Source organism: Pseudomonas sp. BS3782 TE3695, assembly GCF_050435305.1.
GTDB lineage: Bacteria > Pseudomonadota > Gammaproteobacteria > Pseudomonadales > Pseudomonadaceae > Aquipseudomonas.
Genome location: NZ_JBNDKB010000001.1, coordinates 5,510,212 through 5,532,661 on the forward strand (window position 1 = coordinate 5,510,212; position 22,450 = coordinate 5,532,661).

Consider the following 22,450-nt stretch of genomic DNA (forward strand, 5'->3'; position numbering starts at 1 on the left):
ATTAAAATAATTACTAAATATTGACACTTTCATCACTCCATTAAGGGGTGTGCACATATCGGTAAAATTGACGAAATAATGATCTTAAATTGACACGTCAATTTATATAAATCATTCAATACATTTCATATAAATTGACTAAGAGTGGGCACCCTCATCACCACAAGAACAATTAATAGATATTGACGCTCCAGCGTTTATTACTAACCATCAGCCATAAGCATGCTCTCCCGACGCGACAGCACCACCACAAAAAATCATCATCAATTACGCTTGACAGAAACACAGTGCTGAACTTTATTTATGCAACACACAACCATCTTTACTTTAACCAACTCAACTCAAGCAAAATGAACAAGCTGTATTCGATACATCAAATTACAAACTGTCATAGCTGAACGCATTCGTCACCAGCACCGACCTTAGAGACAACTAACATGACAAATATAAAGACAATTAAACATATATTCCGGAACCCAGGGCCTTCTGATATCCCCTGCTCACAACTACCGACAATGTACCCGTCTTTTTTTGAAGTTGGCTTTCACGACTTTCACTGCGGATTCGGATGGACATCCTTAATTCATCATATGCTCTTGATACTTAAGAAAAATAATTCAAACTTGAGAATCACTTACATCAAAGAAAAATATCGATTTTTACATATTTCCTATACAGGAGATGATGACTTCGGCGAGCAGGTTATCAGGCTCGCCGAATCAGCATCGGCTTATATTTGTGAGTCATGTGGGAAGGCAGGACGCGAGAAAGACCTCGACGGTTGGTACAAAACCCTATGTGACGATCCTCAATGTCATAGCTACGATTAACCTTTCTTCAAGCAAGGCCGTGGGTATAAATCTGCAAAGTCTGAGAAATGCGTATCGGTGCAGGATAATCTGCAAAAATACTTATCCGTCGAATGAGAGGACACGCACTCAAGGAGTAGTGTTTTTTTACTGGTAAGTGCTTAGGTAAACTGAAATGACAAGCCCTATCGACAATTGAACACTCCCCTTTCTTTCCTTAGCTCGCGAGGATAGCCAAATGCTAATGGAGGAAGCTCTCGGCACACGCCTCATGAAACAGAGCTCCATCAGTCATGGAATGAGATCTATCACAAGCGCACACCTTGGGATTGCTGGCTGCAGCAGGGGACTTTAAGCGAGAGATTGTCGCCTTTTTTACGACTCTGGATCGCCAAGATGCAGAACATCGCATAGGGTTATACGTTTAGTGCCTGATGGAGCTGTTTGTGAGTTCAGGATCGTCTGCGGGTTCCAGACTACTGAAGACGATGAAATAGGCCATCCCGATCTCACACAAGAATTCCCAGTTCCAGTTGGCCAATAACATCGAAGACAGCTTTCGTCTCCACCCTCGTCCCGAGCATGTCGATAGGACGCTTTGACCCGAGCCCTCGCACCGGTGAGGTCATCCATTCCACTGCTCCGGCCTTATCGTAATCGAAGAGGGCAAGGGCCTCGCCAAAGAGAGCTACCAATGCAACCAAGCAGTCGCTTTCTACCGTGTTAAATCGCCCTGCCTTCGCTCTACGCGCCAACGTTGTGGGTGACAAGCCAATGGCTCTGGAGATCACTCCTCGCTGCATTTGAATTAGGGTCGCAATCTGATCAAGGTGCTCGAAAGGCAGGCCCTGGTGAATGAGCTCATGAAGTCTTGTACCGCGCGAAGGCAGCCCTAAAGCAGACCAAATGCAATCAGACATGGGAGGGCCAGGCTGGTATCCCTTGATCGATGGCAGCACTTTCACCACCCTCTGACAGACCTCAGGCTAGTCGGGCTACACTCGGCGGTAGGCACCACTTTGTGACTTCCGAAAGCAGCGCACGACAAGCACTTCACCTACGGATAATGTCTGTGCCATGAACGACTCAAATCCTACTCCACCTATTTCCAGGATCCACTCCGGCTCTGAGCCAGAGCGCTCGGACGCATCAAATAACGACCGGGAGATCTGCGAGTTTCTGACGTTACTGGAAGACGACATCCGGAGTCACCCTGAGAAACTGGTCGCCCTCGATTCAACTCTCCTGGCTCGCCTCAATTCTTTGATCGGCGGTATCGACGTAGACATCAACGCTCGGCTTTCAGCGGATGATGAGTGAAGCAATGCCCTGCTACAGACACTCATGCTGATGACTGAGCGCTGACTTCTCCCCCACCGGAATCCTGTGTACGCCGACCGGAATTTGGTGTACGGCCTGGTTTACGTGGCCTGCAGCCGAGCAGACTCGAATATCGGAGGTTTTATCTCCCACCCCCTGAGATAGGGCACCGGAAGTACAAAACACTCCAAAAACCTAGATCCAGCTCACCATAGTCTTAACCGCCACCGACCTCGAAGGGTATATAAACTATCCAAGCACCAACATGCGTCGCAGCTCCCCCGAAAACCAAGCCGTCAGATGGACAATTAATGGACTATTCAAAAATCAGCGGAAAAGACTGTGGTCAGCGGCTAGCGTTTGAGGAGCTCACCTGCCAGCTTGGGAGGCGCGAGTATCCATCAACCTCCGGGGAATTTAGGAGAATCGAAGGGGCTGGAGGCGATGGCGGTATCGAAGGCTATTGGTTGTTCGAAGATGGCAGCGAGGTCGGTTACCAAGCCAAGTATTACCTTAAGGTTCGGGACATAGCCTGGGAGAAGATTGACGACTCTGTAGAGCGAGCCTTGAAATCCCACCCCAGCCTCAAGAAATATGTCGTGGCCATCCCTTGTGATCTAACTGATCGAAGTGGTCTGCAAGGCGCCGGCAAAACGGGTTGGACACACTGGGAAAATCATAAATCAGCGTGGGAAAAACTCTGCGCCGACAGCGGTCGACCGCCCATTGAATTCGTTGCTTGGACAGCGTCCGACGTGTCTGACAGATTGATGCACCCGAACGCTGAGGGTTTACGTACCTATTGGTTTGGGGATGTAGAATTTTCACAGCGGTGGCTTCGTGATCTTGTGGAGCTCGCCGTAGAGTCACTCGATGAACGATATCATCCGGAAGACCACGTTGAGGTCGGGATTGAACGCCTCTTTAAAGTCATCCTCCGAGATGAGGAAATTCTGTCTGAGCTCAAAGTCGCTTTCTCCGATCTCGTACAATCATCGCGGCTAGGACGGCTCATCAACAAGGAGATCCACGCGGAGATCTCATCCGATATACAAAAAATAGAATCAGAAACGTCGAAGGCCACGGCGCTGAGCGATAAATTCAATAGCGACTATTCGAAGCCTTGGCCTGTTGCCGAATGCCTCAGCTGTATGGTGGAGGCATCAGGTGCACTCCACAAATTGAGATCGTCAATTTGGCGAAATAAGCAGAACTCCCCCTCCGAAACCAGCCACACGTCCAGCGATCTCGACTACATCATTCACAAGCTGGACAAGCTCGGGGAAGCGGTGTATCGCCTCAGCTCAGTGCTTGAGAGTCGGTACTTTCCAGCTGAGCAGTCTCGTTGCGCTCTTCTTGAAGGAAAAGCCGGCACGGGTAAATCACATACGCTCGGAACCATCGCTCAAAAAGCAATCTCGGATGGGCGTCCGGTGCTGTTAATTCTCGGCCAACAATTGGGCAGTCAAAACTTTTGGGGCCAGCTCACCAACAAACTTGGTTTGGGCAGCCTCTCTCCCGAAGCCTTTTTGCAGGCTTTCAGCGTCGCCGCTGAAACAGCCGGAAAGCGTGGCTTGATCTTGATTGATGCAATAAACGAAGGGGCTGGGGCGACGCTGTGGCGAAATGAACTTCCTGAGCTGATGGCTAGAGTAAAAAACTACGAGAACATCGCCCTTGTTATCAGTTGCCGTACGGAATACACCCCATATGTCATTCCGCCGAAGGTACGAGGAAACCTCCAGTCATTCAGCATTCGTGGATTCGAAACGGATGAAGAGCAGTCAAGGGCGGCACAGATTTACTTGGGACGCAGAGGCATATCTCAACCTAACACGCCATGGCTTTCAGCCGAGTTTGTGAATCCATTATTCCTGCGAAGCGCCTGTACAGCACTGGCCCGTGATGGGATTAAGCAGTTTCCGAAAGGGCTGCACGGAACCAAGGTTGTCTTTGCTTTCTACATCCGCAGTGTTGCCCGCAATTTAGGCGTTGGAAGAGATGGTAGCGAAGAATTAGTAAAACCTACGATAGCCGCTGTCTCAGCAATCGCTGCACTCATGGCAAGCAATCGCACAGACTACATCAGCCTTGCAGAGGCTGGGCGCATAGCGTCTGATAAATTCAGCCTGTATCCAGCGTCGCCTTCCATGACGTGGTTCGAAGTACTTCAAAAAAACGGCATCTTTCGACTTGATCCGCCCCCACGTCAAGGTGAGACCGACCCGTTCTCCCCAGTGGAAGATATCGTAAGGTTCAGTTTTCAACGATTGCAAGATCATCTCATGGCGAGTGTTTTGCTGGATGGCGTGACAGATCCACGCCAAGCCCTTGATGGCGGCACGTTGAGCTTCATCCACGGAGGTGACGGACTTAAATGGAAGTGGGCAGGTTTGGCCGAAGCACTATCTATCCAAATACCGGAAAATTTCAGGGTAGAGCTCATCGATGCGATGCCGGGCGAAGCAAATGCCTGGGCGAATGACTATTCAATAAGAAATGCCTTTTTAGAAAGCTTGCGCTGGCGAAACGCAGTGGGGTTCACAGATCGCACACTGCAGATCTACAACGCCTTCTTATCATCTGATGATGACCAGTTTTATATAGTCATTGAGCTTAGCGCTAGCACCGACCATCCCTGGAATGCTGAGTTCTTGCATAAAGTATTGATTAACAAAAAACTGCCAAATCGTGATGCTTTCTGGACATCGAGAATCAATGTTTTATCAATGAGTGAAGGCAGTACCTTACGTCGACTGCTGGACTGGTGCGCGTCGAGCCAGAACGAAAACACAGACCCTCAGGTTCAGACTCTTTGCGGGCTGACGGTTGCTTGGCTGACAGCTTCTTCGCACAGAGAAATCAGAGACAAAGCAACCAAGGCTCTTTCCTCACTGCTACTGTCGAACATCCCGCTATATAACGATCTGTGCGCAAAACTCTCCGACCTCGATGACCTGTATGTGCTGGAGAGACTGCATGCTGCCGCTTACGGGGCGTGCTGTATAGCCCCGTCCCCACGTAGATTGGAGCTGTACTCCACAACAGCTTACAACTGCGTTTTCGGCCAAAAAAGCGTGCCGTTGTCGATAATGCTGAGGGACTACGCCTTGGGGATTATCGAGTTGGCGGCGTCGCGTGCCTGCTTACCGGATACCATCGATATTGAAGTATGTCGGCCTCCCTATAAATCCAAGGCAGTAAGACTCTCTGTTTCAAAGGACATGCTCGATGAGACGGCTAACAAGGCGGGTGGTGAGGAAATAAAACGCTCCTGCACTGGCGGAATCAGTGATTTCGCCGATGAGATCAAATCGCGTATTGGGGCGTTCTCGAACGTTCCGCTGTCTTCCCCGATGCCGTATACGCAAAACGAAAAATATGATCGGTTCCAAATGGAGGTTATTGACCCACACCCTGATCGTAGCGAGATCGTGGAGAAGATGCGTAGCCTGTTTTTTAACCCGTTCCTTGCGTTACGGCTTTCAAAGGCAATCAAGGAGATTCGAGATAATACTGAGGAGCTGGAAAAGTGCGAGACGGCCCTTTTCGACCTTCTGAGCCCCAAGGAAAAGCTTAGATTCAAGGAGGAGTTTAAAGGTAGGTTTACCAGTTCCAACAAAAGCGCGCCCCAGTTGCCACACATCGATATCGGCGCAGCCCAACGCTGGGTGGCCAAGCGTGCTTACGATTTCGGGTGGACAGGACAGCTCTTTCCTGGTGATAGCTCTCATCGCCATGGTTATTCACGTGATAGACCACTATTCGAGCGCATTGGTGCCAAATATGAATGGCTGGCCCTGGACGAATTGCTTTGCCGTCTGGCTGATAGCAAATGGATGACCGAGATTGGATTCGATGGCTCCCGCCGCTACCGCACGACGTTGAACCTGGATTTTCACAGAGACATTGATCCCACCATACTCACTGATCTTACTGGTGTAGAACAGTGCTCTGTAGACACGAAGCCTGTTGCGCTAGAAGAGGTAGCAGAGAACGATCTGCAAAAGTGGCCGTTTGAACAAGATCCAAGCTCAGGTATGGAAAGTATTGTTTGCCGGACTGACCAAGCTGGAGATGAATGGCTTGTGCTGTACGAACACCGCTCTGCGATGGATCGCTATGAGGATCAAGAAGGTCGTGAACATGGGCTACGCCAACAGGAATGGCGATATCTGTTGCCGGTGGTGGTAAGGAAAAAAGATCGTAAACGACTGGTTGACTACCTATATAGCCAATGCTCGATAGACGTTTCAACCTGGTCGGGCAGCCGCTCCACCGATGCCGGTTACCTACTTGAAGCACCATGGCGGTCTACGTGGGAGCAGAAAATGTGGACACCACAACACTTCCACCAACAAGGGGAAGTAGAAGTCGCGTTCCCTTGTTTCAGCTACTGCTGGGAATCACACCTTGATGCCTCACTACCAGAGGGCGCCGCTGCACTCTTACCTGCCCCGTGGTTGGCGATGGAGCTATCGCTTACACCTCTGGCGTCCGACTCGCAAAGCTACGCTGACTCTTCAGGTAGGCGTCAATTTGTCAGTAGACAGGGCAGAGACGACGGGGCACACGCCTATGTTCGTCGGGAACTCTTCGAAAACCTCTTAAAAAAAGATGATCTGGAGTGCGTCTGGATTTTTGTTGCTGAGAGAGGCGTATGGCCGGGCGGGAGCAATACTTACGCAGCATGGCGAAGATCAGAAGGCGTTGTCTGGTTTGAACGAGGTAAGTCAAAAATGAAGGCGTGGAAGGACGATCATCGCAATGGAATTCCCAAGGCGCTTCCGGTTTACCTCGAATCATCCATGATTAGTATTGATGTCGACCTCAACACACCGTTGTTGGCGGATGATGAATGAAAAAATGTCCTTTTACAGATAGCTACCCAGATGACCATTGATCAATGGCTTATTCCGCCCCTCTCCGATTCGATCACTCCGTCGATTCTGGCGAGAGCAGGCTTGCTTGTAACGAAGACAGCCTTTCTCGCCGGCATGGCCGCGCCTGAAACGGCAGCGTGCTTAAGCAAACTGCTGATGGTCTCTGAAGCCCAATACTCAATAATTATTGAGGGGCACCACACCGAGCCAGGAGTTCAGAAGGATGCCCTGAAATCAGCGGACAAGTATTCCACGTTGCGGAAGACGCCTGAGCTACGTCGTTGCGGCGTTAGTTCATCACTACTGCGTACTACAAACGCGACCACTTCCAGATGGAAATGGCGTTGTGGCGAGGATGAGCCTTCACCAGCATTATTTGGCTCAGCTCGGGCTACATCCTCAGCTTTGGTCGCTTTCTCGCGGCTTGGCCCGAAGACATGGAGAATATCACGCTCCCATGAACACGACTGATAGCACTCAAAATGTTCCGCTTGCAGGTGGTGCGCAACGATCTGACAAAGCCCTTCTTGGCTTCATTGAGCTCGGGCTTGATGTCTGTCATGAGGAAGTGGATTACATGACTGCTGCCCTGAATCGTCGCAGGCTTCGTGAGTCCGTCACTCGTGCGTACAAAACAAACTCGCGTTTGAAGGAGTCAGGCATTCGACCAGAAACGATGCCGGCGTTGTTAGCGCTGCTGATCCAAGGCGCATTGCCTCGCAACGAGTTCCTAAACTTTACCGGTCTTCCAGCTGAAGCAGTGAGCGACCAGCTCAACCGGCTGCTCCAACCTCGGCATAGTGGTGAGCCCGCCATCTAACCTTCATAGGCTGGAGGTAGGCTTACCGGCCTGGTTTGCACTCGATCTCCTTCCTGATTTCCATTTTGCATAGCAGGCGGAGCGCGCGGGAATCTCAACCAGATTAACTTCCCCAAACCCTTGATCAGGTGGGGCGACCATCTGCGTTTACTTCTGCAGTTTACTTTAGCTACGAAACAGCTCATCCAACTCGACAAATGCAGCGCCGGTTTCTGCAGCAGCTCTAACTTTACGCTCCAGCACGTCACGGATGGGGTTACGTCGCCCCAATGCCTTGCAGACATCCTCACCCGACATACAGATAACTTTCTTCCCCCTGGCAAAGGTGTCGTTGGCAGGTATCCACTACCCAGACACCACCGACTTTTTTGGCGGAGCCGGAGTTTTCGACGTGACCGACCAACTCACGAAGCGCGGCTGTTATGCGGTGGGTCGCAGGCTCTTCATGGCGGATCACTATAAGAGGGCTACAGCGGACAACATTGCGAAATGGGCACTTGGCGACTCGAAGCATTGCAGCGTTGAAATTGACGAGTGGTTTCCGACTTCAAACGATAAAAAGCGGTTCGTAGACCTCGTTACTACTGGGAGTGCCTAAGATCGACCAGTATGCAAAGTCGGCGAAAGTTGAATATGGTTGAGCTCGCAAACAAGTTGTTCAATTAACAGATGAGCCTGGCATCGTCAGCAGCCCACTGACGCATTGCCTCAAGCTGAATTTCCTTTTCAGGTAGCGCGTGAAGCGGGGAGTCTGGCAAGGACAAATCATCCGCTAAAACTCACAGTGCTTACAGGGCCTACAGTGCCTACAGGTAGTTGATTATTCGATTGAGGTTCTGTCAGCGGCGCCCAGCGTAACCCCAGCCCCTTGATCAAATAGCGATTAGTCCGGTCAAAGTCCTGGTCGTCCGAGACGGTAAAGCTGCCTGAGCGAAAGGAGACAAGATTCATCTCCAACAAAAGGGTTATGGCCGGGCTTATGGCCGACCGAGGCACACCTGTCAAATCCATAATCCTGTCGTAGCTGACGATTGTCAGCCCATCGCGTCCTGTTAAATCTCCTTCGGTACGCCGATCTTTGTTCCGAAGAGCAAGAAGGAGAATGTAGATTTTCAGTGCCATTAGGGACAGCAAGCTGTTGAGCTTGAAAGCTCGGAGCTTGAAAAGATGTTTTTTGCTAACAGCAGGGGCATCTCCCTCCTTTCCTCTTACACGGTACAGCCAGCTCTTCGGAATCTTTGCGTAGCCTTCATCCTCCAGCCAACGGCAGACGTAAAGCTGCGAGCCGTCACGAGCCTTTGCGCTGTCACTCCGGATGAGCCCATTGGCCAGAAGAATCCGCAGAGACCTGGCGATCACCAGCCGGGAATGCCCCAGCAAAACTCCGAGCTCTTCATAAGTGGTCTTCGCGAGACCTGAACGAAAGTCAGTACGCGTGCAAATAGCTAGATAGGTCTTGAGCGCAGCAATCGATGTATTCGTATGCAGCGCGCTAACCATATTTCGAGCGTCCCTGTGCTTGAACTCTCGCAATCCCCCGGCCATTGCCCAGCGATTTGGCATTTTGGCCCAGCTCATCTTCATTTCGACCTCCTCAGCAAAGCGAAGCTGAGTACAAGGGCAATACACAAGGCAAGATTCAGCGGGTCTGCCATCAGTGCCTGCTGAACCATCAAGATCATGTCATTCATCTGGAAACCACTCCTTCGAGAATTAGTGGTTCGAAAATACGATCTTCGTAAATAGCGTATCTAGATATAGGCGCATTCGCTATACACCTGAGAGAACCCCCATATCTATTGGATCATATGCCTTCAGGTCTCAAATTCATCAGTTCATCTGACAGGTACAAAATCAAATCAAATTTGACTTTTTGATACTCAAAATATTAATAATGATCAGGGTGCTTTTGGGATATGAACGAATGATTCCGGTAACAGCGTTGCAGCTGCCTTTTCATCTAGGCATCCCTGGTGTCAGGGTTCAGCTAGTCGAGCAAGCTGATGGGTTTGCCATGAAGATCTATCACAGTGGTATGACCCACATACTGCACGCCCAGCGCCAGCACGTGCGGCTGTTCATATCTTTGACCAGGGCGGCGGCTTTCCTCAATCGTCAAAATATCCATATTTTTTCCGTCGCCACATTAGGTGCAACGCCCGTTGCCATTGAGAGCGACCTGGTACGCGAACTCGCTGTAGCAACCACTTCGATGTCACCAACGACAAGCAAGCCTGACCCACACCAAATCAAAAACGCGAACTCCATTCTTAAAAGCGCTCCCTCGGCCTTAGACGACGATCTTGCGGATCACTTCCTCCAAGAGCTTGAGGACTACAAAAACTCTCTGTAGCTCCACGCCGGCCATCGGAGGCAAAGGTAATTCGTCATCGTAACTCACACGCAGGACGACTTGGCCTGACCAAGCTTTCAGATTCATGCTCCCCCTCAGCTGCGCAATGAGCCGAGCCTTTGGGCTGTTGGGAGCAGGCGACGGTCTCAAATGTCGCCAACTGCCGCCGCTGTATCGACGGGCAAAAGAAACTGGTAGACGGGCCCATCTGGTGACTATAGGTTCGTTGCAAATAGTCCGGTTTCGGCTTACGGAACCGTGACGAGCCTGACTCTATAAGTCAGGCAGTTTTCCATCATTCTGATTTTTCTCAGCTCGGGGCTAGACATGCACACCATAAGGAAAGTGGTAATTCAGAACTTCAAAAAATTCAAAACTCTCACGCTCGATTTCGAGCCTGGGAAGAATGTGCTGATCGGCAACAATGAGGCAGGAAAAAGCAGCATTTTGCTCGCTCTAGACCTCGCGCTCGGCGGGAGTCGCAACCGCATTGAGGCTCTGGGTGCAGAAACACTGCTCAACAAGGATTCGGTCAACACCTTCCTTGCCGGTGAGAAGAGCCTGGAGAAACTACCCGAGCTGATAGTCGACGTTTTCCTAGAGGAAGGTGATGATGAAAGCCTCTATGGAACCAACAATGCCCACCAGCGCCAGACTGACGGTCTGCGCATGATCCTTGCGGTTATGACCGAGTATGGCGAAGCGGTGCAAGCCATCTTGGCTGACGCTCAACCGAACTTCCCATTCGAATATTACGCGGTGCGGTTTGAAACGTTCGCCGGCAGGCCCTACGCAGCATTCAACCGGCCCATCAAGCACATGATGTTAGACGGTTCACGTATCGATGGCGACTACGCATCTCGTGAATACACCCGGGCCGTGTACGCTTTCAACGCCCCCGTAGAAGACCGCTATAAGCTTGAAAACCTGTATCGTCAGGGCAAGCATGCGTTTACAGGAGAGCATCTGGCAGCGCTCAACGCTGACCTTCCCGCGTACCAGTTTGACGTACGTACCAGCGTCCGGTCGAATCTGGAAACCGACCTAATCATCACTGAAGACAATATTCCGCTTGAAAACCACGGGAAAGGAAGGCAGTGCTTCATCAAGACCGAATTTGCACTGAGCAAGCACAAGCAAGGAGGCTTAGATGTAATGCTATTGGAGGAGCCTGAAAACCATCTCAGCCATTCCTCCATGAAAGCACTCGTCGCCAAGCTAGCGGAGAACGAGAGCACACAGCTTTTCATCGCAACCCACAGCAGCCATATTTGCTCAAGGCTTGATCTTCGGCATGCCCTTTTGATCGGCCCGAATGCAGCTGCTGGCTCGCTTAAAGCTCTATCAACTGAGACCGCAGAATTCTTCATGAAGGCCCCGGACAACAATGTTTTGGAGTTCGCGCTTTCGAAGAAGGTGATCTTGGTTGAAGGTGATGCCGAATTCATCCTAGTGGAGGAGTTCTATAAGCAATGTACAAATGGGCGTCTACCGCATGTCGATGACGTTCACATAATCTCTATTGGCGGTACCAGCTTCAAAAGGTACATGGAGCTCGCTAACCTGCTTGGAATTCGAGTCGCAGCCATACGGGACAACGACAAGAATTATCAGAAAAACTGCGTAGAAAACTACGTCGACTTCGCTTCGGACAATGCCAAAGTCTTTGCCGACAGAGACGATGACCGTTCAACCTTCGAAATAGGGTTGCACAACGATAACGTGGAAACCTGCAAGACTGTTTTCGGCCCTGGACGAAAAACCCTTTCTCCCTTGGAGTACATGCTAGCCAACAAGGCAGAAGCTGCATTTGAGTTGCTCAAGGGCAAGCCCGGTGAACTCACCGTCCCAGCCTACATTGTGGAGGCAATCCAATGGATAAACGAGTGATGTTCGCCGTGGCAGGATCAGGCAAGACAACCCTGCTGGTGAACCGCCTGAGCTTGGAGAAGCGCGCACTGATCGTCACCTACACGGACAACAACTATCGCCACTTGCGCGATAGCATCATTAAACGGTTCGGTCATGTGCCCAAGAACATAAACCTCCTAAGTTATTTCACATTCCTCCACAGCTTCTGCTATCGCCCGTTGCTGCAGGTGCACTTGGAGACTCGAGGGATCAGTTTCCGAACACCACACCCCCGTACATTGAAACTCAAGCGCGACGATATGGCTTTCTACGCTAGTAAAAGCGGAAACCTATATCACAACCGCCTAGCAAAGCTTGTTGAGACCGCAGGGGCGATTCCTGACGTGATGGCGCGAATGGAGCGCTTTTACGATGAATTTTATGTCGACGAGGTTCAAGACCTAGCAGGCCATGACTTCAATCTGCTGATGGCATTGACGAAAGCCAAGGTTGAAATGCTGCTTGTAGGCGACTTCTACCAGCATACCTTCGACACCAGCCGTGATGGGAACGTGAACAGCTCTCTTCACGCTGATATCGGTAAGTACGAAAAGCTTTTTCAAAAGGCGGGTGTCACCGTCGACAAGGAGACATTGAGTCGAAGCTGGAGATGTGGCGTGACCGTATGCGATTTTATTCGTGCACATCTGCAGATTGATATGCAGTCACAGCATACCTATGAAACCGACATCATACCGCTGGCCAATCAAGCGGATGCGAACGCCGTGCACGCGGACGCCAGCGTCGTAAAGCTGTTCTACCAGGAGCATTACAAATATGGATGCGTGTCTAACAACTGGGGTGCCAGTAAGGGACTAGATCACTATAACGATGTGTGCGTTGTGCTAGGTGCTACTCACTGGAAGAGCTACGAAAAATCCTCGCTTGATGCACTCCCCCCACAGACCAAAAACAAACTCTATGTTGCCTTCTCACGGACGCGCGGGAGGTTGTACCTAGCACCCGAAAAGCTTTTCAAACCTTTCAAAGCTATTTAAGCCGGAATCAGGATTGCCAGCGTCACGTGTAAGGCTTGCTTGGCGAGCATGCTTTTGTTGATGGCATGCCGTTCGAAGAGCTTACGCTGGGCAAAACCTGGCCGGACGGTTAGAAAAAACGAAACCCCGGAGGTTCGCGGCTCCAGGGCTTCTATTTTCCAGCGTCGCTTTGGTATTTCACTACGACTTTGGATAAACGTGCTCGATCAGCGAGGTGCACGGCGCGGCCGAGGGTTGGCCATGCCCCCTGCGTAGCACCTAATTGCTGGACTGCACAAACGACCCAACCCCATTATGCTGACCGAGGCCTATCCGAAATGCAGCGCATCTGTCTGCGATCAGAATGCTCCATGGGTAGCCAGGCCACCAAGTTGGTAAGTGCACCCAGAAAGCCTATTAGCTACTAGCGAGACCAAAGGGACTAGCGCCGTGCAGCCATTGAAGGAACAAGAAAAAACAAAACTTTGGCTAAGCCAGTTCGATAACCGGCTCGCCGATCGCCTGCTAGCGGAAAAGCTACTGAATTCAGTCAACTACTGCCCTTTGAATGAATTCAAACACAGCCTTTTCAATTTAATCAAAAGCAAACTCCCACTAAGATCTACTTCAGCCTTATTTATTGAACGAGAACTGCAATCTACAACCGCCGATCTCCCACCACCCATCTACAAAGCAGTCAAGACTTACAACCCCAGATCAAAAAAGAAACACATGCGGGCTTACGGCGCAGCGATGCATGCAGTCCAGTCGCTCACCTATAAAACACAAGACATAGGGAGCGAAGCACTAGTAGCATCAATAGCCAACACGCTGTGTCGCTCCAACCCTACGCGTTTTTTGCTGCAACCAGCTGCGGATAACGTCAGAGATTCAAAGATCAGGAATTTCGTAATTCTAACTGACTTCATTGGCAGTGGAGATCGAGCTTCAGATATGCTTGATGCTATGTGGAATGTGGCTTCTATTAGAAGTTGGCACTCCGGAAAATTTATCAATTTTTGGGTGTTGGCATACAGCGGTTCTAAGCAAGGCATCGAGAAAATTCGGCGTCACAGGTTCTCTCCCAGAGTTCGTGTCGTGACAGAGTGCCCTACTCTGCACAACAGCTTTGGTGAAGACCTAGATGACATGGTCGAGCTATGCAAGAAATATGGCGTGCACAGCAAAGACCCATTGGGCTGGAAAAACACAGCAGCCCTGTTGGCCTTCGAGCATGGAGCGCCGAATAACATGCCGGCCATTTTTGTTTCAGAGAAATCCAAAGGGTCAAAGAAATGGGCACCACTCTTCCCTAAGCGTGTCACTGAAAGTCTTTGGCAGTCGACCCAGGTCGACGTGACCAAGGTGACCCTCAATGCACTAGACGAGCTAAATCTATCGGAAATCTCTAAGTCGCCCCGTTTCCAGAAATCAAGCGATCAGAACAAATCCGCAATCATCATTCTCCTCGCCCACTCGCAGGGAAGACGACGCGTTGCGGAGCTCCGCCGAGTGCTGCCGCTGTCTTTAGACACACTCATCAGCGCAAAAGACCGTGCCGTCAGCAGGGGTTGGCTCACTAAAACGGGAGCGTTGACCCTAGCGGGGCATAAGGCCATACGACTTCTGCGCCGGGAAGGACGAAAAGTTTTTGTGGCCCCCGACCCCTTCGCTTCGTATTATCCAGAGCAGCTGAGGGCTCCGCAGTAGCGGAATCTAGTATCCCGTGCGTTGCGCGGGGCGTTTTGGGAGCAAACTATGCTTGCCGTCGAACGATCTCACGCCTACTGGAGGGTGGCAGCCTTCATGGTGTTCGCTATCGAAGTCTGGCGCCAGAAGGCTTCCATCCGCCAGGGCGGAATCTAAAGGTAGATGAGTCGCTGGAGCTCTCAGCCCTATTTAAGAAGAGGCCGCCAGGACGGCGTCCGTGAGGACATTCTGCAAAATGTCGTGAAGACGGCAAAGCAGATGAAGCACGGCTGCCCACCCATCCTTACCCTGAATCACCTCGCCCATCTGGCAGGTGTTCCCTATCCTTTTTTACATCGAACGATCAGCCGAACCTATAAGACAGAGGCGTATAACGTCTTCAAGCTTAGAAAGCCGAATGCGGGACACAGCTTGGATCGGTTCAGATGGATATGTGCACCCAGTGAGGACTTACTCCGGGTTCAGCGATGGATCAACGCCCACATCCTGTCCAGAGTGGAGCCGCACGAAGCCAGCTACGCCTATGACAACCGCCACGGGGTATTGGAGGCAGCCGAACTTCATTGCGGGGCGCACTGGCTGATCAAGCTCGATCTCACTAACTTCTTCGAGTCGATCTTGGAGCCTCAGGTTTACGAGCTCTTCAGGTCATTCGGGTACCAACCGCTGGTGTCGTTTGAGCTTTCGAGGCTCTGCACCCGAGTCCGGTTCAAAGGCAACCCAGACCGTAGATTCGGCAACAAAAGCCTCCCTGCGGGGCTTCCGTATCCAGCTGACCCGCGCATAGGCCATCTGCCTCAAGGGGCTGCCACCTCTCCGAGAATCGCCAATCTGATCATGCAGTCCCTGGACGAAAATCTGCAGGACTATGCGTCGGAGAATGGTCTGGTGTACTCCCGGTATGCCGACGACCTCGTATTTTCCTCAAAAAATGCATTTGAACGGTCACAGGCGACCCAGCACATCAATGCGATCAACGAGTGCCTAGCTGAGCAAGGGTTCTGGCTAAATACCGCCAAGACGAAAATCGTCACGCCGGGCACCCGCAAGATTGTATTGGGCCTGCTAGTCGACGGCGCAAAGCCCCGGCTTCCGAAATCCTACAAGAAGTATGTCAGCGATCACCTCTACTACCTGGCCCACCCCGTGATAGATGCCATGGCCCATGCGGAGTGTCGTGGATTTCAATCACTCCAGGGGCTGATCAACCATGTCAGCGGAAAAATCGCCTACGGTTTCAGCATCGAGCCGGATTGGGGCAAGAAACAAGGCAACCGGCTCAAAGGTATCTGCAAGACGCTTGAGCTTGACCATGTCATCTTTCCCTAGGCATCCCTTCCGTCCTCTTCAAGCTTCGCCCCCCTTCATCATCGATGATCTGCGTTGAAACCCCACCACCCGTGTAGCGCTGTCAAGATGAGCGCATCCGGTGGACAATGCGCATTGGCATCGGATAATTTTCCTAATGGCCAACAAGACGTTGGGCATTTTTCATCAATCCAAAGGTTAGAGCTGAGCATGGTACCTGTTCGTAAGCCCCAGCATTTAGGAGCCCTAAGGGAGGTTTTACACCCTTACCATTACCTACTATGCATCGATCTTGAGGCTACGTGCGATGAGGACGCCAAGCCGGGAGAACCACCACGCCAGTTGATCGTGCAGCGTGAGGATATGGAAACTATTGAAATTGGCTTGGCTGTGATCGACCTGTCATCGCTCCAGGTGGTCGACCAATTTCAGAGCTTTGTCCGGCCCACCCTGCACCCGGTACTTACTGACTTCTGCCGAAAGCTAACGACGATCAAGCAAAGCGACGTTGACGCTGCTCCTAGTTATGCCAGGGTTGCTCAGATGCTTGATGCATTTCTAGAAGCCTACCCAAATTCAATCTGGTGTTCGTGGGGCGATTACGACTACAAGCAGCTTCAGAAAGATGCCTCACGTTTACATTGCGAACCGATGCTGAAAGGGATGCTGCACACCAATTTAAAGAAATGGCACTGGAAGGTATTCAACTGCCGTACGCTCGGTCTGCAGCCGGCAGTGGAGATGCTAGGGCTTGAATGGGAAGGCACCTACCACCGTGGCATCGATGACGCCCGCAACGTGGCAAACGTGGCAATCCACATGCTTGGTCGGTAATGGGCAAAATGCATAGAGGGCCCAGCGCCGATCTACTTGCGATCGAGCCATGAGCCAGTAAGCCACAGCACAGCCACATGGCCGTATCCGTCCGGCAAAGTCATCTAGCCCGCCCTGCAAAACTATCGTATCCGTCCGGCGTTTGAGCCCGTCGGCAAAGCAAAGTAACTCGTCTTCTCGCGCCGCCCCTGCGGAGAGCGCTAAACCTAGGTCAGATTTAATCCGCCGTCTGACAGGAGTATCTCACCGGTTAAGTAGTCCGAATCAACCAACATTGCAACAGCGTTTGCAATGTCGTCTGGGCTAGCGGCCCTGCGCATTGGGGCGCGATCTCGCCACAACTCTTGGGCATCTGTCCACTCTGCGGTCAGAGGCGTGTCGACCAAGCCAGGCGCCACAGCATTTACGCGAATGTCTGGCCCAAGTGACACCGCGAGCAAGCGGGTCATGTGATTGAGCGCAGCTTTGCTCACCGCGTAGGGAATGGATGCGCCCTTAGGACGGACACCAGCATGCGAACTGATGTTTACGACGCTACCTGCTCGACGGTAACGGGCGGCATCGCGCAATGCCGATTCGGCCAATGCGACTAGGTGGAACGGCGCCACGACATTAATTTCGTTAAGTTCGTGCCACACCGCCGAAGTGGCAGAGGCAAGGTCGCTATGCGGAATAACTCTGCTGATGCCGGCGTTATTGACCAATACGTCGAGCTGACCCCACGCGGCGATCGCCTCGTTAACAAGCCTGACCCTGTCAGCTTCAAAAGCAAGATCAGCTTGCACGTAGATAGCCTGTTTCATTTCGGCAGCCATAGCGCGACCCGTATCCGCAGAATTTCGCGAATGGAGAACCACCGCATAGCCTGCCCCGCTTAATACACGTGCAATGGCCGCGCCGATACCGGATGTGGATCCTGTAACCAACGCGACGCGTAGTGCGTTATCGATTGGCGGATTGGGTTTCATATAGAAATCTCGAATTGGTTGCTAGAGAACCACCACCGCAGCACCATAGGACGTCGTAGGTGGGAATTGTTTCCTATCTGCTGGTAGTTGCCGACCCTGAATTTCGTGCTGTTGGCAGTCATATTCGTGCAGCTGGTTCTTAAATGCAGTCTGGATATCTCAGTGTGCACCCGTTTGTAAGCGTTCCGAGAACACACCTTGCCAATTCCAGCATTCAGGCGGTCAGCGGCTAGGTAAGGCATGCACTCATGGCGTATTCCATGATTGCGCGCTGAACCTGAAGCAGTGCTGCCTTCTGCTCGTATCCAGCGAAACCGCTGTAGTCGACAGGATCAAATCCAACCTCTTCACCGATAAAAAAGGGCGGTGTTGGTAACAAGATCGGGTTGCCTAGCTTTGCCAGATGTTCTTTTGTGAGCGACCACTCAGTGTCGGTGAAGTTGGCTGGCCACGAATCGGTAATCAAGATATCCACTTGCCGATTTGCAACGTCGGAAAAGGCAATATGAGGATTTGAATGATGAAGGTCTTGGCTACAGAAATGCCTGATCGTTATTCCTAGCACTTCCGCCAGCTCGTGCCATGAGCGCAGCACATTTGTGGTTGGGCCCCACAGTCCTATCTTTGCCTTACGGATCTCACCAAATTTAGAGTGGATGTAGAAGGCATCGGAAAGAACCTCGCAGGGATGCCCCTGAGCCGACATGGCATTTATGACGGGCCTTCCACTCGCCGAAGCAAATTCCTTCAGCTTTTCGTGGCTCGACTCCCTGATGACATAAATAGAATAAAAATGATCAAGGTAGCCCGCTAGATCTTCTACACGCTCCTTCGACTTGAGAAGATTCGGAAGCTCTATGAATTGCAAACCAAGCTGTCCAAAAGCTTGTATGAACGTGGTACGGGTGCGAATACCATTCCCTTCGAATGACCAACCCACGGTGCCCTTGACGGATTTGGGAGGCTGCTTTGCCTGCTCCCATATCTCCAAGACATGCCGCGCAGTCAAATCTTTGAGGCTGATTATATTCAATTAATGCTCCTTCCCTAGATAGCGGCGGTTGCTGGTCTGGCTGCCGAACTCATAGTTTTCGCTTTCTAACAGCGAGCGTCCGCTGAGCGCGCTTTCCGAGGTTACACTGGCGCCCACTTATGCGGCAGCAACTCCGTAATTTCACTCGCCCGCTGTGTCGGCAAACGAGTCAGTACGTCCTTCAGATACGCATACGGATCATGCCCGTTCATGCGCGCAGACTGGATCAAGCTCATGATCGCCGCCGCCCGTTTGCCACTGCGTAACGACCCGGCGAGTCGAGTCAGCCGAAGGGAATTTCACCCCTCGGCTGCTCACAGAACCGTACGTGACAGTCTCCCGTCATACGGCTCTTGATCACACATTCGATGCACGTAGTAAATACCAATGCGCGAACAGCTCCGGATTCTCTCTTCGAACAAGACGCAGCCGATGCTCCGCTTGACGTATAGAGATTCGGTACTTGCTCTTCATCCATTTGAGCAGGCGCGATTGCAACGCGCCCCACAATCGATAGCTGAAGTTTCTGTACCAAAATTTACCGTAGTATTCGATCCATCCTCGAATCACAGCGTTGTACCTGCGAGAAAAATCCCTCAGGTCATCCGTAGTGGATCGATGGATGCGCCAGTGTTTGATCGTGTCTACCATCCTGCGCATCGCCTTCATCGACGCTCCCGGCATGCACTTACGAAAGAGTTCACCCTTGGAGTTCCTCAGGGTTCGCACCTTGAAGTCATATCCAAGAAAGGTGAAGCTCGTCGCGACATTGTGCCGCTCGAATGTGTCGATGTAGACAATCTTCGACTTTTCTTCGTTGATGGTCAGACCCACTTCACTCATCCGTCGTGTCAGGCTCTCCCTGATTCGAACAGCCTCGCTCATCCTTGTGCAGTGAATAACAATATCGTCGGCATACCGTTCAAACGGCACGCCGCGATGCGCCCTGTCCATCCAACGATCAAAGGCGTAATGCAGGAATAAATTGGCTAACAAGGGCGAGATCACACCCCCTTGAGGTGTCCCTCGTCCCCGTTCCTGAAGCAACCCCATCTCACTCTGCATCGGCGCTTGCAGCCAGCGTCGACAGTACAAGATCACCCATTTCGGCATCTGGTGATGTTCCAGAGCCTTGATGATCAGGTCGTGCCCAACGTGGTCGAAGAACGCGCTGATATCCACTTCCAGTACCCAGTTCTTACGACGGCACCGAATGGAACATTGACGCAAAGCATCGTGGGCCGATCTTCCGGGCCTGTACCCATACGAGTCAGGATGGAAAATCGGATCGATCACAGCCTCCACATATCTTTTCACTGCGCCTTGGGCTACCCGATCAGAGACCGTTGGGATGCCAAGGATGCGCTCCTTGCCATTGTCTTTCGGAATGCGCTTTTCCCGTACAGGTGGCGGGAAATACGACCCTGAGCACAACCGGTTCCAGATGCGGTAGAGGTTATGATCGCGCTGCCGATCAAAGTCCGTGAGCGTCTGACCATCACAGCCCGGCGCGCCACGGTTGCGGCGTACATCCTGATACGCCATCCACACCAGCGACTTCGGTATCTCGAATGCTTTTCGCTGCACTAAAACGTCATCCTCGTTTGAGTTGTGTCCCGCACAACGAAAGTGATCCCCACCCCTTCGCTCCAGCCCCATTACAGGTCTTTCATCACTACTACGGGTGAGTCCGTCCCTATCCCCACGATACGTGCCGAGGATAGGTTCTCACGTTCCCCAAAATGGCCTGACTCAGGTTCTTGCTGCCTTAACAACGGGTGCCGTGCAGTCGGTAGACAGGTGTCCTCTGCACTTCTCGGGGCCCGGCTATACAAGCCCGTTTTGACACCAGTGGAGATTTCGTCGCTTCATCAGTCAGTTCACTTTCGTTCAACTACCTGAGCCTTACGTGACAGTAGTTACTCTGCCTTTTCCCGAATCGCTCACCACCAACATGCTGAACATGTTCGCAGCATCGGGTCGTTTGATCAGTACGCCTGCACGCCCTGACCGGAGGGCCTACCTCCATCCATCTTGGAACATGGAGTGTCATGCCGCCGTTTTCATCTCGTCGTCATGACGATTCCTTCGTGACACACAGAGCCAGTTCTTGCGACCGAGTGCCCACGGGCGGATCTGGTTCTCTGCCCAGTTATTGTCAATGGGTACGGCCCCATCATTTAGGTAGCGCGATAGCGCTGCCCAGCGTTTAAGGCTGTAATCGAGTGCTCTGCTGATAGCCGAACCTTCGGGCACAAGATCACGCTGGGCGATCATCCAGGCATGAAGCCTATCCATAACCGGCATGGCTTTTTCTTGCCGTATTCGGCACCGTAAATCCGGCTCCAAGTCACGCACTTCGCTCTCGATTTCGTACAACAACTGGATGTAGCGCAAGGCCTGCTCGGCGATCTGGCTCTTGTTCGTAGCGTGCAGTTCGAAGAACTTGCGCCGGGCATGGGCCATGCAGCCGATCTCGGTCACGCCGAGTTCGAAACTGGCCTTGTAACCGCCAAAATCGTCGCAAACCAACTTACCTTTCCAGCCTTGCAGGAAGTTGCGAGCATGCTCACCGGCGCGGCTGGGGCTGAAGTCGTAGACGACTGCGGCTGTCTCGCAGAACTGGCTGGTGGCGTAGGCCCAAACATAAGAACGGTGAGTTTTCTTTGAGCCCGGAGCGAGCATCTGCACCGGTGTTTCATCGGCGTGGATGACCTGCTGCCCGAGCACTACGTCGCGCAGCGCATCTACCAGAGGCTGCAACTGCACGCCAGTCACGCCAACCCATTGAGCCAAAGTGGAACGAGGGATCGCCAGGCCTGCCCGACCAAAAATCGATTCCTGACGGTAAAGAGGCAGATGGTCGGCAAACTTGGCAATCATGACGTGGGCCAGCAACCCAGCGGTTGGAATACCTTTGTCGATGACCTGCGCCGGAACTGGCGCCTGGATCAGCGTTTCGCAGTCATCACAGACCCACTTGCCACGGACATGGCGCTCGACGGTAAACACGCCGGGCGTGTAATCCAGCTTCTCGCTGACGTCTTCACCGATGCGCTTGAGTGCGCAACCACATGGGCAATGAGTATTGTCAGGCTCGTGATGGATCAACGTGCGTGGAAACTCTGCCGGCAACGCAGTGCGCTTGGGCTTTTGCTTTTTCTCAGGTGGAGTCGGAGCGGTTTGCAAGACCTGAAGCTCTGCTTCAATCGCCGCGATATCGGTATCGATCAGGTCATCGAGCAAGCTGGCCTGCTGCGGATTCAATTGCTCGCTGCGCTTGGCAAACTTCAAACGCTTGAGTTGCGCGATCTCGTGAGTCAGCTTCTCGATAACCGTTTGGTCGCGGTTGATCTTTTGGCCCATGGTCTCGACTGTCTTGCCCATCGTCTCGACACGCTGTATCAACTGCGCCGCTAACGCACGCAGTTGTTCAGGATTCAGGTGGTCGAGGTTGGGGAGAGTCATGGTGCCGATTTTGCCAGGCCAGGCAATTCGCGGCGATAGATCGATGGGCTAATGGC

14 protein-coding genes and 2 pseudogenes are annotated in these 22,450 nt (G+C 52.0%); 9 read left to right on the plus strand and 7 right to left on the minus strand.

Going from position 1 to position 22,450, the window contains the following annotated elements:
• Window positions 1-1,318: 1,318 nt before the first annotated feature.
• Window positions 1,319-1,729: an antitoxin Xre-like helix-turn-helix domain-containing protein gene (locus ABH909_RS24820; RefSeq protein ID WP_429438159.1), complete on the minus strand. Its 411-nt coding sequence runs from the start codon at window positions 1,727-1,729 to the stop codon at window positions 1,319-1,321.
• Window positions 1,730-1,886: 157 nt separating this feature from the next.
• On the opposite strand from ABH909_RS24820, the gene ABH909_RS24825 reads away from it, so the two are divergent.
• The 3 genes from ABH909_RS24825 to ABH909_RS24835 all read left to right on the plus strand — a co-directional run bounded on the left by ABH909_RS24825 (window position 1,887) and on the right by ABH909_RS24835 (window position 7,832).
• Window positions 1,887-2,129 carry a type II toxin-antitoxin system PrlF family antitoxin gene (locus ABH909_RS24825; protein ID WP_429438161.1) on the plus strand — a complete coding sequence of 81 codons (243 nt, stop codon included), beginning with the start codon at window positions 1,887-1,889 and terminating at the stop codon, window positions 2,127-2,129.
• Window positions 2,130-2,440: 311 nt separating this feature from the next.
• Window positions 2,441-6,991, plus strand: a complete 4,551-nt coding sequence (locus ABH909_RS24830) for an ATP-binding protein (RefSeq protein ID WP_429438164.1) — start codon at window positions 2,441-2,443, stop codon at window positions 6,989-6,991.
• A 478-nt stretch (window positions 6,992-7,469) separates the two neighbouring features.
• Window positions 7,470-7,832: a hypothetical protein gene (locus ABH909_RS24835; RefSeq protein ID WP_429438167.1), complete on the plus strand. Its 363-nt coding sequence runs from the start codon at window positions 7,470-7,472 to the stop codon at window positions 7,830-7,832.
• A 765-nt stretch (window positions 7,833-8,597) separates the two neighbouring features.
• Here the strand turns inward: ABH909_RS24835 and ABH909_RS24840 are convergent.
• Complete coding sequence (locus tag ABH909_RS24840; protein WP_429438169.1) at window positions 8,598-9,416, minus strand: hypothetical protein; 819 nt, start codon at window positions 9,414-9,416, stop codon at window positions 8,598-8,600.
• Window positions 9,417-9,756: 340 nt separating this feature from the next.
• Here ABH909_RS24840 and ABH909_RS24845 point away from each other — a divergent pair, with 340 nt between their 5' ends.
• From ABH909_RS24845 to ABH909_RS24870, 6 genes are all read left to right on the plus strand, one after another.
• Window positions 9,757-10,185: a hypothetical protein gene (locus ABH909_RS24845; RefSeq protein ID WP_429438171.1), complete on the plus strand. Its 429-nt coding sequence runs from the start codon at window positions 9,757-9,759 to the stop codon at window positions 10,183-10,185.
• A 327-nt stretch (window positions 10,186-10,512) separates the two neighbouring features.
• Window positions 10,513-12,075, plus strand: a complete 1,563-nt coding sequence (locus ABH909_RS24850) for an ATP-dependent nuclease (RefSeq protein ID WP_429438173.1) — start codon at window positions 10,513-10,515, stop codon at window positions 12,073-12,075.
• Entirely contained in the window at window positions 12,060-13,094 is a 1,035-nt protein-coding gene (locus ABH909_RS24855) for a DNA helicase UvrD (protein ID WP_429438175.1), read from the plus strand. The genes ABH909_RS24850 and ABH909_RS24855 overlap by 16 nt, the downstream gene beginning before the upstream one ends.
• A 429-nt stretch (window positions 13,095-13,523) precedes the next feature.
• Complete coding sequence (locus tag ABH909_RS24860) at window positions 13,524-14,783, plus strand: phosphoribosyltransferase-like protein (RefSeq protein WP_429438177.1); 1,260 nt, start codon at window positions 13,524-13,526, stop codon at window positions 14,781-14,783.
• A 162-nt stretch (window positions 14,784-14,945) separates the two neighbouring features.
• Window positions 14,946-16,112 carry a reverse transcriptase family protein gene (locus ABH909_RS24865; RefSeq protein WP_429438179.1) on the plus strand — a complete coding sequence of 389 codons (1,167 nt, stop codon included), beginning with the start codon at window positions 14,946-14,948 and terminating at the stop codon, window positions 16,110-16,112.
• Window positions 16,113-16,301: 189 nt separating this feature from the next.
• Window positions 16,302-16,925, plus strand: coding sequence for an exonuclease domain-containing protein (locus tag ABH909_RS24870; RefSeq protein ID WP_429440094.1), 624 nt, complete (start codon window positions 16,302-16,304; stop codon window positions 16,923-16,925).
• A 206-nt stretch (window positions 16,926-17,131) separates the two neighbouring features.
• Here ABH909_RS24870 and ABH909_RS24875 read toward each other — a convergent pair whose 3' ends face one another.
• The 5 genes and pseudogenes from ABH909_RS24875 to tnpC form a co-directional block, all read right to left on the minus strand.
• Window positions 17,132-17,893: an SDR family NAD(P)-dependent oxidoreductase gene (locus tag ABH909_RS24875; RefSeq protein WP_429438181.1), complete on the minus strand. Its 762-nt coding sequence runs from the start codon at window positions 17,891-17,893 to the stop codon at window positions 17,132-17,134.
• A 229-nt stretch (window positions 17,894-18,122) separates the two neighbouring features.
• Window positions 18,123-18,926: a hypothetical protein gene (locus tag ABH909_RS24880; RefSeq protein ID WP_429438183.1), complete on the minus strand. Its 804-nt coding sequence runs from the start codon at window positions 18,924-18,926 to the stop codon at window positions 18,123-18,125.
• 101 nt (window positions 18,927-19,027) lie between these two features.
• A pseudogene (locus ABH909_RS24885) lies at window positions 19,028-19,201 on the minus strand (transposase domain-containing protein); the annotation flags it as partial.
• Between the two features lie 82 nt (window positions 19,202-19,283).
• On the minus strand, window positions 19,284-20,513 hold the full coding sequence (gene ltrA, locus ABH909_RS24890) for a group II intron reverse transcriptase/maturase (RefSeq protein WP_429438185.1): 1,230 nt from the start codon (window positions 20,511-20,513) through the stop codon (window positions 19,284-19,286).
• A 513-nt stretch (window positions 20,514-21,026) separates the two neighbouring features.
• A pseudogene (gene tnpC / locus ABH909_RS24895) lies at window positions 21,027-22,394 on the minus strand (IS66 family transposase); the annotation flags it as partial.
• Between the last annotated feature and the right edge of the window lie 56 nt (window positions 22,395-22,450).

What these genes read in the sequence shown, in the direction of transcription:
- ABH909_RS24840 (WP_429438169.1), bottom strand. Translation starts at nt 9,416, where the DNA reads ATGAAGATGAGCTGGGCCAAAATGCCAAATCGCTGGGCAATGGCCGGG.
- ABH909_RS24865 (WP_429438179.1), top strand. Translation starts at nt 14,946, where the DNA reads ATGAGTCGCTGGAGCTCTCAGCCCTATTTAAGAAGAGGCCGCCAGGAC.
- ABH909_RS24825 (WP_429438161.1), top strand. Translation starts at nt 1,887, where the DNA reads ATGAACGACTCAAATCCTACTCCACCTATTTCCAGGATCCACTCCGGC.
- ABH909_RS24855 (WP_429438175.1), top strand. Translation starts at nt 12,060, where the DNA reads ATGGATAAACGAGTGATGTTCGCCGTGGCAGGATCAGGCAAGACAACC.
- ABH909_RS24820 (WP_429438159.1), bottom strand. Translation starts at nt 1,729, where the DNA reads ATGTCTGATTGCATTTGGTCTGCTTTAGGGCTGCCTTCGCGCGGTACA.
- ABH909_RS24835 (WP_429438167.1), top strand. Translation starts at nt 7,470, where the DNA reads ATGAACACGACTGATAGCACTCAAAATGTTCCGCTTGCAGGTGGTGCG.
- ABH909_RS24875 (WP_429438181.1), bottom strand. Translation starts at nt 17,893, where the DNA reads ATGAAACCCAATCCGCCAATCGATAACGCACTACGCGTCGCGTTGGTT.
- ABH909_RS24850 (WP_429438173.1), top strand. Translation starts at nt 10,513, where the DNA reads ATGCACACCATAAGGAAAGTGGTAATTCAGAACTTCAAAAAATTCAAA.
- ABH909_RS24845 (WP_429438171.1), top strand. Translation starts at nt 9,757, where the DNA reads ATGATTCCGGTAACAGCGTTGCAGCTGCCTTTTCATCTAGGCATCCCT.
- ABH909_RS24830 (WP_429438164.1), top strand. Translation starts at nt 2,441, where the DNA reads ATGGACTATTCAAAAATCAGCGGAAAAGACTGTGGTCAGCGGCTAGCG.
- ABH909_RS24870 (WP_429440094.1), top strand. Translation starts at nt 16,302, where the DNA reads ATGGTACCTGTTCGTAAGCCCCAGCATTTAGGAGCCCTAAGGGAGGTT.